The sequence below is a fragment of the Amycolatopsis sp. GA6-003 genome, assembly GCF_046267895.1.
GTDB lineage: Bacteria > Actinomycetota > Actinomycetes > Mycobacteriales > Pseudonocardiaceae > Amycolatopsis.
In genome coordinates, this window is record NZ_CP176499.1 from 2,907,199 (window position 1) to 2,920,675 (window position 13,477).

Here is a 13,477-nt window from a genome sequence, read left to right on the forward strand (position 1 = left end):
TGCCGGCAAGCGCGGGGGTATCGCGCTTGCCGGCACGGCCGGATCGCCGCGGTGGCCGGGAAAGAGGGCGGAACCGGGAAGCTTCCCCGCTTTCGGTTCTCGACCGCTATCTGGTGGCCAGTCGCAGCAGGGCCCAGGTTTGGGCGGACAGCTCGTGGTCTCCGTCGGTGTGGACCATGGTCACCGGGACTCTTCCCCACAGCCACAGGTACACGTTCGCGGGCTGACCGGTGACGATCGCGTCCGCGGCGTCGGCTTCCCGGGGAGAGCAGCGCCAGGCCTCTGTCTCGCCGGGGCCCGCTCTCGCGATCCAGCTGTGGCCGCCGGTGTGGAAACCCACGGTGCCGTTCCGGGTTCCCGAGATGCCCATGGTGGTGAGCTTGTGTCCGAAGTAGAGGGTGAGGGCCTCGTCGACGCCGTCGGCGGCCAGGTCGTCCGGGACTTCCGAGTCGCCGGTTCCGGCCGCGTTTTCCGCGTCTACCCGGTGCACGAGGGTTTCGTGGAGCAGGCGCCGGCGCCAGAACCCGTAAGTCGGATCGGCGGACCACCAGGTGGCGGCTCGGGCGGCCGGGTCGTGGTTGGCCAGTTCGACTTCGAGCTCGGTGCGGGCAGCGGAGTAGAAATCGACCACGGGCTGGCCGGGCAGGGGTTCGCGCCACCCCTCGGGGCGGCGGCCTTCGCGGATCCAGCCGAGCACCTGCCAGTACACCGAGCCGACGTGTTTGAGCAGCTCGTTCAACGTCCAGCCGGGGGCGGTGGGCACTGGCGAATCGGGTGACGCCGAGTGCGCCACCTCCCCCAGCAGCCGCGCCTCCGCGGAGAACGCCTCGAGCAGTCGGCCGTGATCGACCGTGCCGAGTTCACGCGACATGAGCTTCCCCGGACATCGGCAGGCCGTGCACGACCCGGCGGACCAGTTCGAGGAACTGGGCGGTCGCCCCCAGCAGGCCCTCGGCGAGCTCGGCGGTGACGCGGCCGGTGATGCCCGCTTCGGCGGCGGCCCGGGTTTCCGAGTGGTCGGCGAAGAAAGCTGACCACTCCCGCAGTTCGGGGGCGACGGCGTCGAGCAGCACCCAGCCGCTGGCCGGACGGCCCCGGCCCCGGCGCGGACGCCCTCGCACGGCGAGCACCGCTCCCGCCCCGCGGAGGGCGGCGAGGTAGGCGCCGATGAAGCGTTCGGCTGGGTCGCGTTCGTTTTCGGCGTGCTCGAGTCCGCGGTTGGCCTGGGCCAGAAGGGTGACCGCCTCGGGAGCGGCGGGCGGGCGCAGGGACAACGGAAGCTGCGGCTGGCCCTGGGCGCCGGAACGGCGAGCCGCCGGTTCGGCGGACGGCCGGACCGCGGCCCGGGTGCGGTGGACTACCTGCCTCGGCGGCGGGGAGCTGGGCACGGTGTTTTCCGGGACGTGGTGCACGGCCCGGGAGGCGCGGGGGCGTTGGGGGTTGGCCGGTGTGGTGTGGCTGTTCCCCGCGGCGAGGGGCAGCGCCGGAGGGGCGGGCTCGGCTGGAGTGGCCGGGGAAACCGACGACGCCGAGGGGTTGCTTTCCGGTGCGGGCCGCGAGTCCGGGCCGGGCTTCGAGGCAGCTGGCCGGGCTGAGCTGGCCGACGTGGAGGAACCACTTCCCGGCTCGGACGACGAATCCAGGGCGGGCTCCGGGGCAGCATCCGCCGCCGAAGCAGAACCGTTTCGCGATGCGGACAGCACGTCGGAACCCGCCTTCGAACCAGCAGGTTCGCCAGAGCCGACGGCAGGCGACGGACCAGACTCCGTCGCCGGAACACCAGGCTGACCAGCGCCAGACTCCGACGTCGACGGCGCGGCGGAGTGGTTTTCCGGCGCGGGAGACAAACCTGGGCCAGTTGCCGAAGCAGCGGATCCAGCAGAGTTGCGCTCCAACGCGGGCGAGCCGGGACCAGTTTCCGGAGCAACCGACCCGGCGGAACTGGTCGCCGAAGCAGACAACCCAGCGGAACCGCTCTTCGGCGCGAGCAACGAGTCGGGACCAGGTTCCGAACCCACGGAACCAGCAGAACTGGCCGCCGAAGCAACCGCCCCAGCAGAACCGCTCTCCGACGCAGGCCCCGCGCCGAGACCGGATTCCGAAGCAATCGACTCAGCAGCACTGGCCACCGAAACTGACACCTCAGCAGAACTGGCCGCCGAAGCAGGCGACCCGGCAGCACCGGTCTCCGGCACCGACCACAGATCAAGCCCAGGCTGCACAGAGCCAGTCACCGAAGCCGACGACGAAACCGAACCACCGGAGGCACCCCCGGAAGCCGACGGTCGAACAACACCATCCCCCGCAACACGAGCAGCGTCCTCAGCACCGACCGGCCGTTCCAGCTGCGAGCCGAACGTCAGCTGTTCGCCCACGCCAGGTCGGTCTGGGCGTGCTTCGGCAGCACGGTCCGCGGGGGACACGACCGAGACGGACATGGCGACCCTCCTCCTGCTCGGGTGGGCCCGGCCGGGGGCCCGAGGTGCTTCCCCCACCCCGGGACCGGCCGGTGCGCTCCCACCGGGTATCGAACGTCTGTTCGATCTATTTCCAGAGTAGCCGCGCCGGCCACTCCGCTCAACCCCGCCGGTGGAATCCGGGCACGTGGTGCGGGACACGGCCGCACCGGCGTGGTCTCATAACCGGGTGAGCACCCACGACCATCCCGCTGTCGCCAAGGTCACCGCCGCGCTGGGCGAGGCCGGGCAGCACGCCGCCGCTGCCGGAGTGCGGGTCCTGCCCGCCGAAGTGCGCACTGCCGCGCAGGCCGCGGAGGCTCTCGGCGTGCCGGTCGGCGCTATCGCGAACAGCCTGGTCTTCCGGGCCCGCACGAGCGACGGGGCCGAGGTCGCGTTGCTCGCCCTCACCTCGGGGGCGCATCGGGCGAAGGAGTCCCGGCTGGCGGAACTCGCGGGAGTCGCCGACGTCGGCAAGGCGGACGCGGCGTTCGTCCGGGAGCACACCGGGCAGCCGATCGGGGGCGTCGCTCCGGTCGGGCATCCGGAGAAGCTCGTCACGGTCGTGGACACCGCCTTGCGCGAATATTCCGAGGTGTGGGCCGCGGCGGGGCATCCGAAATCGGTGTTCCCAACGACGTTCGCCGCGCTCGTCGCGCTGACCGGGGGCACCCCGGGCGATCTCGCGGGCGAAGGGGAGGATGGTCGACTGTGACCGCCATGCCCTCCTCCGGATGCTCCCGCTACGTGCAGCTCTCCGCCGACGAGTTCCGGTCCCGGCTGCCGGAAGCGCTGGCGATCTACGTGAACGCCATGCGCTATCCCGAGGGCACGGCCGAGCAGCGCGCGCCGATGTGGCTGACGCACGCGTTGCGCGAGGGCTGGCGCTGCATGGCGGCGCTCGACGACAACGGCGTCCTGCTCGGCATCGCGTACGGCTACAAGGGCCGCGCCGGGCAGTGGTGGCACGAGCAGGTCCGGCACGGCCTCACCCGCCGCTCCGGAACGGAGGAAGCCGAGCGCTGGCTGGCGGACTACTTCGAGCTCACCGAGATCCACGTGCGCCCGGAGAACCAGGGCAAGCAGATCGGCGAGGACTTGCTGCGCCGGCTCCTCGACGGCGTGCCCAGCGCGAACGTCCTGCTCTCCACGCCCGAGGGGACGAGCCGGGCGTGGAAGCTGTACCGGCGCATGGGGTTCGTCGACGTCCTGCGCGATTACCAGTTCACCGGCGATCCGCGGCCGTTCGCGATTCTGGGCCGGTCGTTGCCCCTCGACGCGCGGTAGGGCCGCCGCGCGCCCGGTGCCGGACCGGACGCACGGCGCGTTTGCCTACCGCGTAACACGGCCCCCAGAAGGCCCCGCGCACCGGCTGATGCGAGCTGTCAGGCGTGGCCGAGCGACGGTGCCACCGTCTTGGCCACGGCGACCGCCTTCGTGCAGGCGGTGGCGGCGTCGAGACCGCTGGCGGGTTCGCCGCTGAACTGCACGGAGACGATCTCGCCGTACCCGCGCGCCTCGTCTTCCTTCGGAGTTTCGACCTTGCGCCAGGTCGCGTCGCAGCTGACCACGCTGCTGTCCTCGTCCTTCTTCTGGATGGCCGTGACGCCGCCGCCGAGGTCGGCGGGCTGGCCGTCCTCGGCGTCGGCGGGCAGGCCCTGGTACAGGTGCACCGACACCTGCGGGTAGTGCGTGCCTTCGCCGGACCAGAAGTCGCATTCGTGCAGGCTCTTGGGCTCCACGAACGACTTCTGCCCCAGCGCGGTCTCCACGGCCTGCTTGCTGGCCACCGCGCAGGGATCGGTCGTCAGCACGGAGCCGGGCACCTGCTGGTACTGCGGCGGGGAGTTGTGCAGCGCCTGCACCACCTTGGTCAGCGCAGCGCGACCGGGCGCGCAGGCGTCGCCGCCCGGGGCCTTGGTCTGGAAGGTGATGCCCAGCGACTGCTCGAACGACGTCACGACCGAGACCCAGCACGACCCGGGCTTGTCGCCGTCGACGACCAGCGGAAGGCCTTCGAGCTTCTCGGCCGGGTCCTTCGACATGATCAGCTGGTCGCCGACGCGCAGCACCAGCTCGATCTTCTTGCCCCCGGCGGCTTTGACGTCGACGCTGCACTCGCCCCATTCCGAGGAGGAAAGGCTCGACTGGTCCGGGGCGCCGAGGCCGCCGAGGGTTTTGCTGTCCAGCAGCGCGCACGGGTCCACGGTGCGCAAGGCCGCCGCCTGCACCGCCGGATCGGTGATCGGAGGTTTCGCGGCGGAGGAGGGAGAGCCGGCGTCCGCGGCCGAGCCACCGCCGCAGGCCGCGAGCAGGGCGAGCAGTGTCGCCCCCGCGGCCAGCGTCGATGCCCGGAATGTTCGATTGTCGGTGATCATGAACGGCACCGTAGTGGAGCGAGCCACCCGTTCGTGGCGAAATATCCAAGAATGCGGACAGTCCGTGAATGGGCATCGTCATCGGGGTTCGGGCCGCCAGTAGCCGACCGCGAGCGCCGCGACGAGCAGCACGGCGCCCGCCCACGCGAACGCGCTCAGCCGTTCGTGCAAGAAGACCACCGAAAGCACGGTTCCGGTAAGCGGTTCCAGCAGCGCGGACAGCGCGCCCAGCACCGGATGGGCACCGCCGAGACCGCGGAAGTACGCGGCGTACGCGACGGCTGTCGGGACCACGCCGAAGTACACCGCCAGCAGCAGCACGTCGGCGCGGGCGGGCAGGTTCATGCCGAGCCACAGCGCGACAGGGGTCAGCAGCAAACCGCCGGTCAGACAGCCGAAGGCCGTGGTAGCCAACGGGTCGAGGCCGTCGACGGGCTTCGCGGTGACGAGCGTGAGCACGGCGAATCCGGTCGCCGCGAGCAGTGCGAAGCCGAGGCCGCTGACCAGCCGGGCTGGTGATATAGCGGTCTCCGGCGACCAGCGCAGCAGCACCAGTCCCGCGACGGCGCCGCCGACGGACACCAGGGTCCACAGCTGGGGTGCGCGTCGGTGGCGCACTGCGGAAAACACAGTCAGCACAACGGGTGCGGCACCGATCGTGGTCATCGTCGCGACGCTGACCGAGCTGAGCGCGACGGCGGCGAAGTAGCTGGCTTGGAAGAGGGCGAAGAGGGTGCCGATGAGGAGGAGACGACGCCAGGTTTGCTTGGCGGGGAAGCGAAAGCCGCTGGTGAGGGCGACGTAAACCGCGCTCGCGGCGCCGCCGATGAGCAGCCGGCAGGTGGCGACGGCCAGGGGGTGCAGACCGGCTTGCTGGCCGAGCAGCGACCCGGAAAGGCCGCCGGTTCCCCAGAGCACGCCGGCCAGGACGAGCGCGGACGTCGAGCGGGCGCGCGAAATTACGGAAACAGACATGCGGAAAAGGGCTCCTGCGTCGAAGGAATCGGAGATCGACGACGCGGGGCAGCGTGCACAGGCCGGTTCACGGCAGCACCCAGCGGCCGCGGGCCCGGTTGCGGGCGCACGCGGCGGAAACTACCCCGCTCAGGCGCGCGGGGGTGGGGTGACGAGGAAGATCCGGTGCACGGGCGGGAGCTTAACCAGAGGACGGGGAGACGATCAACGGGTTTGCCGGAGCCAGCGGATCTCGCCGTCCTGCTGCTCCTCGGTCGCGACCAGCCCGACGGCGGCCGCCACTCCGGCGGAGGCCCGGTTTTCCGGGTGGATGTGCGCGATGATCGCGTCGACCGGCTGCCGGTCGAGCCATTCGACCAGTCCGCGCGCGGCTTCGGTGGCGATGCCCTGGCCCTGCCACGGAGTTCCCACCACCCAGGCGATTTCGGCCACCGCGTCGCGAACTGTCGCCTGGACGGTGCCGGCCAGGCCGGAATCGCGCAACCGGATCACCCAGTTCAGCCAGGAGACCGCCGGATCGGGCGAGCCCGCGGTCATCCGCCGGTAACGGGACCGAAGCGTTGCCAATGAGTCCGGGGCGCCGCCGATGTACGTGTGCAGCGCCGGATCCGACAGCACGACGGCCATCTCCTCGGCGTGTGAGACGGACAGCGGCAGCAGGTCGAGCCGGGCCGTGGCAAGGGGTTGAGCGGTCAACATGCGGGAAAGACACCCGGGCCGGTGCGGGAACACCGGCCCGGGAAAGCAGTCTCAGTCCAGTTGCGCCAGCTGCTCGCGCAGCGTGTCCAGTCCCATGCCGCCCATCTGCAGGGCCTTGGTGTGGAACTGCTTGATGTCGAACGCCGAACCCTGCCGCGCGCGGGCCTCGTCGCGGGCCGCGAGCCACAGGCGTTCGCCCAGCTTGTACGCGGGGGCCTGGCCGGGCCAGCCGAGGTAGCGGTCGATCTCGTCGCGGACGTGCGCCTGGTCGGTGATCGTGCGGGTCAGCATGAACTCCAGGCCGAGGTCCGGCGTCCAGCGCTCCCCCTCGTGGAATCCGGTGCCTGCCGGGATTTCCAGTTCCAGGTGCATGCCGAGGTCGACCACGACGCGGGCGGCGCGGAACAGCTGTTCGGACAGCATGCCGAGCAGGTCGCCGTCGTCGGAGAGGTAGCCCAGCTCCTCCATGAGGCGTTCCGCGTACAGCGCCCAGCCTTCGCCGTGCGCCGAGATGAACGTCATCAGCCGCTGGTACTTCGTGAGGGTCTCGGCCTGGTTGACCGCCGTGGCGATCTGCAGGTGGTGGCCCGGGACGCCCTCGTGGTAGACCGTCGAAACCTCGCGCCAGGTGGTGAATTCGTTGCGGTCGGTGGGAAGCGACCACCACATCCGGCCGGGGCGGCTGAAGTCCTCGCTCGGTCCGGTGTAGTACGCGCCGACGCCGCCGCCGGGCGGGGCGATCTTGCACTCCAGCGCCATCAGCCGGTCCGGGATGTCGAAGTGCTTGCCGCGCAACGACTTCAGCGCGTCGTCGGACAGCTGCTGCATCCACGCCTCGAACTGCGGACGGCCCTGGACGCGGTAGCGCGGGTCGGCGTCGAGCACCGCGGCGGCTTCGGCGGGCGTCGAACCGGGCTTGATGCGGTTCGCGACCGCGCGCATTTCCGTTTCGAGCCGCGAGAATTCGTGCCAGCCCCATTCGTACGCCTCGCGCAGGTCCAGCTCCGCGCCGATGAAGTAGCGCGACCACAGCCGGTAGGTGTCCTCGCCGACGGCGTCCTTCACCGGAGCCTTCGGAGCCAGTTCCGCGCGCAGGAATCCGGCGAATTCCGCGAACGCCTCGTCCGCCGCCCGCGCGCCCGCGGCCAGTTCGGACTTCAGCGAATCGACCCCCGCGTCCGCGACCATGCTCGCGAAGAAACCGGGGCCGTCCTTGAGCCCGGCCCACGTGTCGCACTGCTCGGCGACCTTGGAAACCTGCCGCAGCGCCGAAACCCGCCCCTGGTCGGCCGAAGCCAGCAGCGACGCGCGGAGCCCGGCGAGCGCCTCGGGCACCTTCGGCAGCCGGGCCGCGACGTTCGCCCAGTCGTCCGGGGTGTCGGTCGGCATCAGGTCGAAGACCATGCGCAGGCCCTGCACCGGGCTCTCGATCACGTTGAGCGAAGCCGCGTCGAGACCCGCGTCGTGGATCTCCAGCTCGAGGCCGATCCGCTCGGTGAACACGGCCTTCGCGACCCGCTCCCCCGCGTTCGCCGGTTCGGCGGCGGTCACGGCGGCCAGCGCGCGCCGCGCCAGGTCCGCGCGGGCGTCGTGGCCCGCGGGCGAATAGTCGGTCAGCTGGTCGTCGTAGCCCGCGACGCCGAGCATAGTGGCCGCGACCGGGTCCACGGCCACGTAATCGTCGACGTACCGGTCGCAGATCTCCGGAACGCTCTGTTCGGTGGAAGCCATGTCCGGCACGCTACCGGCCGGATGCGCCCGGAGCCCACAGAGTTACGCGCGGGCGGGCACGAGTCCGAGCCGGGTGACGACCTCGCGCGTCGCCTTGGACCGGTTGAACGTGTAGAAGTGCAGGTCGGGCACGCCTTCGGCGATCAGTTTCTCGCACAGTTCGGTGACCCAGTCGAGCCCGGCCGCGCGGAACGCCTTCGGGTCGTCGGAGAACGGTTCGAGCCGGTCCAGCAGCCGCTGCGACGCCGGAGCGCCGGAGAGCCTGATCGTCGTGTGCAGCGTCCGCAGAGTGGTCAGCGGCATGATGCCGGGCAGCACGAGCGCGTCGCAGCCCGCCGCGGCGACCCGGTCGCGCAGCCGCAGGAAGTCCTCGGCCTCGAAGAACAGCTGCGCGATCGCGAAATCCGCTCCCGCGCGGAACTTGCGGACCAGGTGCTTCGTGTCCGATTCCAGGTCCGCCGAACGCGGGTGGCCGTACGGGAACGCCGAGACGCCGACGCAGAAGTCGCCGAGCGAGCGGACCAGCGCGACCAGTTCCTCGGCGTAGGTGAGGCCCTCGGGGTGCGGCACCCAGTCGCCGTAGACGTCGCCGGGCGGGTCGCCGCGCAGCGCGAGGATGTTGCGCACGCCGACCGCCGCGTACCAGCCGATCACGTTCCGCAGTTCGGACACCGAATGGTCGACCGCCGTCAGGTGGGCCATCGGGCAGAGCGTGGTTTCGGTGGCGACGCGGGCGATGCTGCGGATGGTGCCGTCGCGGCTCGAGCCGCCCGCGCCGTAGGTGATCGACATGTACGCCGGGTCCAGCGGTTCCAGCTCGCGGATGGCCTTCCACAGGATCGCCTCGTCGGCCTCGTCGCGGGGCGGGAAGAACTCGACGGAGAACGCGGGCCCGTCCCCCCGCAGCCTTTCGATCACCGACGTCATGAAGGGAAATGGTAGTGGCTCGCCTCGAGCCGCGGCAGAGCCGACGGGTGGGCTTGGCCACGCGCGTACCGTCAGTGGGCGAACCCTCCCGGGGAGGCGAGCCATGAGCAGTGAAGACGATCTGGCCTGGGACGAAGACGTGCGCGTGGCGGTCTACCGCGCGTTCGCCTCCCGCGGCCGCCCGCCCACCGCGCCCGAGCTGGCCGCCGCCGCGCACGGGTCGCTCGCGGTGGCGAAACAGGCGCTGCACCGGATGGCCGACCCGAGATGGCTGTGGCTGGACGAATGCGAGCACGTGGCGCTGGCCGCGCCGTTCGCGGCCGTTCCGCTCGGGTTCGCGGTGATGGGCGAGCACACCATGTGGTGGGGCGGCTGCGCCTGGGATTCGTTCGCGATCCCGCACCTCGTTTCCGGCGAGCCCGAGGTGCTCGTGGCGACGCGGTGTCCCGGCTGCGGCGAGCCGTCCGCGCTGGTCGTGCGGCGGGACCAGCCGCCGAGCGGCCCGCAGGTCGCGTACTTCCCGGTCTCGCCCGACCGGCTCGCCGGCGACCGCCGCGAGCAGCGGCTGTACTGCGCCGAGTCCTGTGTGGACAGTCCGGGCGAGCTGCTCGGCCTCGACGCGCTGTGGCATCTCGCGAAGGACTGGTACGCCGGCTGTCTCGAACCCGGTTACCGGCCGCGCGGACCCGCCGAGGCGGCGGCGTACTTCGCGGCGAGCAAGAGCCCTGACGCGTTCCGGAGCGGCTGACCGCGTCTGGTGCGCCACATCCGGGGGCGCCCGGCGTGACCCCGGCCGCCCTCGTCCCGGAGGATGAGGGCATGGACGCGCCCGGATTCGACGCCGACCTCCCCGCGCACGTGGAGCGTGCGCTGGCCGATTTCCTCGGCCGGGCGGGGAGCGAGATCCTGTGCACCGAACCGAGCGTCGCGGCCGGGATCGAGGCCCTGTCCGGTTTCGTGCTGGGCGGCGGCAAGCGGATCCGGCCGACGTTCGCCTGGTGGGGCTGGCGCGGCGCGGGCGGCGCGGCGTCCGGTCCGCTCGCCGAGGGCGCGCTGCAGGCGGTGGCGAGCCTGGAGCTGATCCAGGCCTGCGCGCTGATCCACGACGACCTCATCGACTCCTCCGACTCGCGCCGCGGCAAGCCGACCGTGCACGTGGCCGCCGAGAAACTGCACGCCGACCGCGGCTGGCTCGGTTCGCCGTCGGTGTTCGGGCTGGCCAGCGCGGTGCTGGTGGGCGACCTGGCGCTGGCCTGGGCGGACGACATGTTCGCCGAGGCCCCGCTGCCCGCGGCCACGATCGCGGCGGCCCGCCCGGCCTGGCGCGCGATGCGCACCGAGGTGCTCGCCGGGCAGTACCTCGACGTCCGCACGCAGGCCGTCGGCGACGCCTCGCCCGAGGCCGCGCTGCGGATCGACCGGCTCAAGACCGCCGCGTACACCGTCCAGCGGCCGCTGCACCTCGGCGCGTCGCTCGCCGGGGCGGACGAGCGGCTGATCGCCACCCTGCTGGAGTTCGGCGGCGACGTCGGCGTGGCGTTCCAGCTGCGCGACGACCTGCTCGGCGTGTTCGGCGACCCTTCGGTGACCGGCAAGCCCGCCGGCGACGACCTGCGCGAGGGCAAGCGCACCCTGCTCGTGGCGCTCGGCCTGCAGCTGGCCGAGGAGCGCGGCGACCACGCGGCGGCCAAGGCGATCGCCGCCGCGATCGGGGCCGCCGACCTCACCAGCGGCACCGTCGACCAGGTGCGCGAGGCGCTGACCTCGGTCGGCGCGGTGGCCGCGGTGGAGCGCCGGATCGACGAACTGACCGCCTCGGCGAACGCCGCGCTCGACCGCGCGCACCTGGCCGAGCCCGCCCCGTCGGCGCTCGCCGGGCTGATCCGGCTGGCTACCCAGCGGAAGTTCTGATGCGGACGGTGAACGGGCACGCCGACCACGTGGTGGTCGTCGGCGCGGGACTGGCCGGGCTGTCGGCGGCACTGCACCTGCTCGGAGCCGGACGGCGGGTGACGCTGCTGGAGCAGCAGAAGATGCCCGGCGGACGAGCCGGCCAGCAGGACTTCGGCGCGAACGCGGTCGACACCGGGGCCAGCGTGCTGACCATGCCGGAACTGGTGGACGAAGCCCTGCACGCGGTCGGCGAATCGCTGGCCGACACGGTGCCGCTGACCAGGCTCGATCCGGCGTACCGGGCTCGGTTCGCCGACGGCAGCACGCTCGCCGTGCACACCGACGGCGAGGCGATGGAGGCCGAGATCCGGTCGTTCGCCGGACCGGCCGAGGCGGCCGGGTACCGGCGGTTGCGGCGCTGGCTCACCGAGCTGTACGCGGCGCAGAAGGATCACTTCATCGGCGCGAACTTCGATTCGCCGCTGGATCTTGTCCGGCCGGAACTGGTGAAGCTCGCCGCGTTGGGCGGCTTCGGCCGGTTAGGGCCGCGCGTCTCCAGCTTCTTGCGCGACGAGCGCGTACGGCGGCTCTTCTCCTTCCAGGCGCTGTACGCGGGTCTCGATCCCGCGCGTGCGCTCGGCGCGTACGGCGTCATCGCGTACATGGACACTGTCGGCGGCGTGTACTACCCGCGCGGCGGCATGGGCGCGATCGCGCGCGCGATGTCCGACGCTGCGACGCGCGCTGGTGCCGAGCTGCGATTCGGTACGGAAGCCGCCTGGCTTGAGCGCGTGTCATCTCGCGTACGCGCTGTACGCACGCGCTCGGGCGAGCGTATTGAGTGCGACGCCGTGGTGCTCGCGACAGAGCTTTCGGCGGCGTACCGGCTGATCGGCGCGCGGCCGCGGCGGCTCCTGCCGTTGAAGTACTCGCCGTCGGCCTTCGTGCTGCACGGGCACGCGGACCGTTCGTGGCCGGAACTCGACCACCACACGATCTTCTTCGGCCAGGCGTGGGAACGCACCTTCGCCGAGATCGTCCGCGAGGGCAAGCTGATGAGCGATCCGTCGCTGCTGGTCACGCGCCCGACCGCGACCGAACCGGCGCTCGCCGGCGACGGCGGCGAGATCGTCTCCGTGCTGGCTCCGGCCCCGAACCTCAGCACCGGCCCGATCGACTGGGCGCGCGTCGGCCCGGCTTATCGCGAAGAACTGGTGCGGACGCTGGAATCGCGCGGGCTCGCCGGGTTCCGCGACGAGTACATTGTGGACGAACAGCTGACCCCGGCGGACTGGGCGGCGCGCGGGCTGGCCGCCGGGACCCCGTTCTCGCTCGCGCACACCTTCTCGCAGACCGGCCCGTTCCGGCCGGCGAACCTGGTGAAGGCGGCGGAAAACGTGGTGCTCGCCGGATGCGGAACGACGCCGGGCGTCGGCATCCCGCCGGTGCTGATCTCCGGACGGCTCGCCGCGGAAAGGATCACCGGGCGGTGAGCGAACTCGACGCGGCCGGGATCGCCGAGCCGGCGCTGCGCGCCGCGTACACCGAGTGCCGGCGCATCAACGCCCACCACGGCCGCACGTTTTTCCTGGCCACCCGGCTGCTTCCGGCGCGGGCCCGGCCGGCCGCGCACGCGCTGTACGGCTTCGCGCGGATGGCTGACGAACTGGTCGACAACCCCGAGCCCGGGACCGATCCGGCGGTCGCGCTGGACAAGGTCGCCGGGCTCGTCGACGAGGTCTACGACGGCCGGGTGCCTGCCGATCCGGTGCTGGCCGCCCTCGCGGACACCGTGCGCCGCTACGACCTCGGCCGGGAGCTGGTGGACGCGTTCCTGCATTCCATGCGGATGGACCTGACGGTCGCCGAGTACGCGACTTACGCCGATCTCGCCGAGTACATCTACGGTTCGGCGTGCGTGATCGGGCTGCAGATGCTGCCGGTGTTCGGGACCGTCGTGCCGCTGGAGGAAGCCGCGCCGAGCGCGGCCGCGCTGGGGGAAGCGTTTCAGCTGACCAATTTCCTCCGGGACGTCGGCGAGGACCTCGACCGCGGCCGGTTGTACCTGCCGACCGAGGAGCTGGCGGCGTTCGGCGTGGACCGGGCGGTGTTGCTGGACGCGCGGCGGAGCGCCCGGCCAGATCCTCGCGTGCGGGCGGCGCTGGCGGTGGCGGTTTCGCGCACGCGTGCGGTGTACCGGCGGGCGGAGGCCGGGATTCCGTTGCTGCGCCCGGAATCCCGGCCTTGTGTGCAGACCGCGATCACGTTGTACGAAGGCATTTTGGACGAGATCGAGGCGATGGATTACGCCGTGCTGAACCGGCGCGCGGTCGTCGGCACGGGGCGCAGGCTGGCGGTCGCGGTGCCTGCGCTGGTGCGGCGTGCGATGGCGTCCCGGCCGGGACGCCATCGCTGACT

The 13,477-nt window shown here is 71.8% G+C and carries 13 protein-coding genes; 6 read left to right on the plus strand and 7 right to left on the minus strand.

The genetic code is table 11. From position 1 onward, the window contains the following. Positions 1-106: 106 nt before the first annotated feature. Both F9C12_RS12570 and F9C12_RS12575 read right to left on the minus strand, forming a co-directional pair. Positions 107-871, minus strand: coding sequence for a maleylpyruvate isomerase N-terminal domain-containing protein (locus tag F9C12_RS12570; protein ID WP_409182170.1), 765 nt, complete (start codon positions 869-871; stop codon positions 107-109). After that, positions 861-1,274, minus strand: coding sequence for an SAV_6107 family HEPN domain-containing protein (locus tag F9C12_RS12575; RefSeq protein ID WP_409187066.1), 414 nt, complete (start codon positions 1,272-1,274; stop codon positions 861-863). Before F9C12_RS12575 ends, F9C12_RS12570 begins: the two co-directional genes overlap by 11 nt. A gap of 1,372 nt (positions 1,275-2,646) precedes the next feature. Between F9C12_RS12575 and F9C12_RS12580 the strand changes: the two genes are divergently transcribed. Further along, on the plus strand, positions 2,647-3,171 hold the full coding sequence (locus tag F9C12_RS12580; RefSeq protein ID WP_409465983.1) for a YbaK/EbsC family protein: 525 nt from the start codon (positions 2,647-2,649) through the stop codon (positions 3,169-3,171). Further along, positions 3,168-3,743: a GNAT family N-acetyltransferase gene (locus tag F9C12_RS12585; RefSeq protein ID WP_409182172.1), complete on the plus strand. Its 576-nt coding sequence runs from the start codon at positions 3,168-3,170 to the stop codon at positions 3,741-3,743. Before F9C12_RS12580 ends, F9C12_RS12585 begins: the two co-directional genes overlap by 4 nt. A gap of 98 nt (positions 3,744-3,841) precedes the next feature. Here the strand turns inward: F9C12_RS12585 and F9C12_RS12590 are convergent, their stop codons facing one another. From F9C12_RS12590 to F9C12_RS12610, 5 genes are all read right to left on the minus strand, one after another. After that, positions 3,842-4,834, minus strand: coding sequence for a DUF3558 family protein (locus tag F9C12_RS12590; RefSeq protein WP_409465984.1), 993 nt, complete (start codon positions 4,832-4,834; stop codon positions 3,842-3,844). A gap of 78 nt (positions 4,835-4,912) precedes the next feature. Next, positions 4,913-5,809 (minus strand): DMT family transporter, encoded by an 897-nt coding sequence (locus F9C12_RS12595; RefSeq protein ID WP_409465985.1) that lies wholly within the window; start codon positions 5,807-5,809, stop codon positions 4,913-4,915. 204 nt (positions 5,810-6,013) lie between these two features. After that, positions 6,014-6,508, minus strand: coding sequence for a GNAT family N-acetyltransferase (locus tag F9C12_RS12600; RefSeq protein WP_409465986.1), 495 nt, complete (start codon positions 6,506-6,508; stop codon positions 6,014-6,016). Between the two features lie 51 nt (positions 6,509-6,559). Then, complete coding sequence (locus F9C12_RS12605) at positions 6,560-8,239, minus strand: DUF885 domain-containing protein (RefSeq protein ID WP_409465987.1); 1,680 nt, start codon at positions 8,237-8,239, stop codon at positions 6,560-6,562. A gap of 42 nt (positions 8,240-8,281) precedes the next feature. Then, positions 8,282-9,166, minus strand: a complete 885-nt coding sequence (locus tag F9C12_RS12610; RefSeq protein WP_409465988.1) for a methylenetetrahydrofolate reductase — start codon at positions 9,164-9,166, stop codon at positions 8,282-8,284. 103 nt (positions 9,167-9,269) lie between these two features. Here F9C12_RS12610 and merB point away from each other — a divergent pair, with 103 nt between their 5' ends. The 4 genes from merB (at position 9,270) to F9C12_RS12630 (ending at position 13,475) form a co-directional block, all read left to right on the plus strand. Beyond that, on the plus strand, positions 9,270-9,914 hold the full coding sequence (gene merB / locus F9C12_RS12615; protein WP_409465989.1) for an organomercurial lyase: 645 nt from the start codon (positions 9,270-9,272) through the stop codon (positions 9,912-9,914). Between the two features lie 71 nt (positions 9,915-9,985). After that, a complete protein-coding gene (locus tag F9C12_RS12620; protein WP_409465990.1) occupies positions 9,986-11,077 on the plus strand; it encodes a polyprenyl synthetase family protein in 1,092 nt (363 codons plus the stop codon). After that, complete coding sequence (crtI, locus tag F9C12_RS12625; RefSeq protein ID WP_409465991.1) at positions 11,077-12,552, plus strand: phytoene desaturase family protein; 1,476 nt, start codon at positions 11,077-11,079, stop codon at positions 12,550-12,552. The genes F9C12_RS12620 and crtI overlap by 1 nt, the downstream gene beginning before the upstream one ends. Beyond that, positions 12,549-13,475 carry a phytoene/squalene synthase family protein gene (locus tag F9C12_RS12630; protein ID WP_409465992.1) on the plus strand — a complete coding sequence of 309 codons (927 nt, stop codon included), beginning with the start codon at positions 12,549-12,551 and terminating at the stop codon, positions 13,473-13,475. Before crtI ends, F9C12_RS12630 begins: the two co-directional genes overlap by 4 nt. Positions 13,476-13,477 lie beyond the last annotated feature (2 nt).

What these genes read in the sequence shown, in the direction of transcription:
- F9C12_RS12570 (WP_409182170.1), bottom strand. Translation starts at nt 871, where the DNA reads ATGTCGCGTGAACTCGGCACGGTCGATCACGGCCGACTGCTCGAGGCG.
- F9C12_RS12590 (WP_409465984.1), bottom strand. Translation starts at nt 4,834, where the DNA reads ATGATCACCGACAATCGAACATTCCGGGCATCGACGCTGGCCGCGGGG.
- F9C12_RS12595 (WP_409465985.1), bottom strand. Translation starts at nt 5,809, where the DNA reads ATGTCTGTTTCCGTAATTTCGCGCGCCCGCTCGACGTCCGCGCTCGTC.
- F9C12_RS12600 (WP_409465986.1), bottom strand. Translation starts at nt 6,508, where the DNA reads ATGTTGACCGCTCAACCCCTTGCCACGGCCCGGCTCGACCTGCTGCCG.
- F9C12_RS12605 (WP_409465987.1), bottom strand. Translation starts at nt 8,239, where the DNA reads ATGGCTTCCACCGAACAGAGCGTTCCGGAGATCTGCGACCGGTACGTC.
- F9C12_RS12610 (WP_409465988.1), bottom strand. Translation starts at nt 9,166, where the DNA reads ATGACGTCGGTGATCGAAAGGCTGCGGGGGGACGGGCCCGCGTTCTCC.
- merB (WP_409465989.1), top strand. Translation starts at nt 9,270, where the DNA reads ATGAGCAGTGAAGACGATCTGGCCTGGGACGAAGACGTGCGCGTGGCG.
- F9C12_RS12620 (WP_409465990.1), top strand. Translation starts at nt 9,986, where the DNA reads ATGGACGCGCCCGGATTCGACGCCGACCTCCCCGCGCACGTGGAGCGT.
- crtI (WP_409465991.1), top strand. Translation starts at nt 11,077, where the DNA reads ATGCGGACGGTGAACGGGCACGCCGACCACGTGGTGGTCGTCGGCGCG.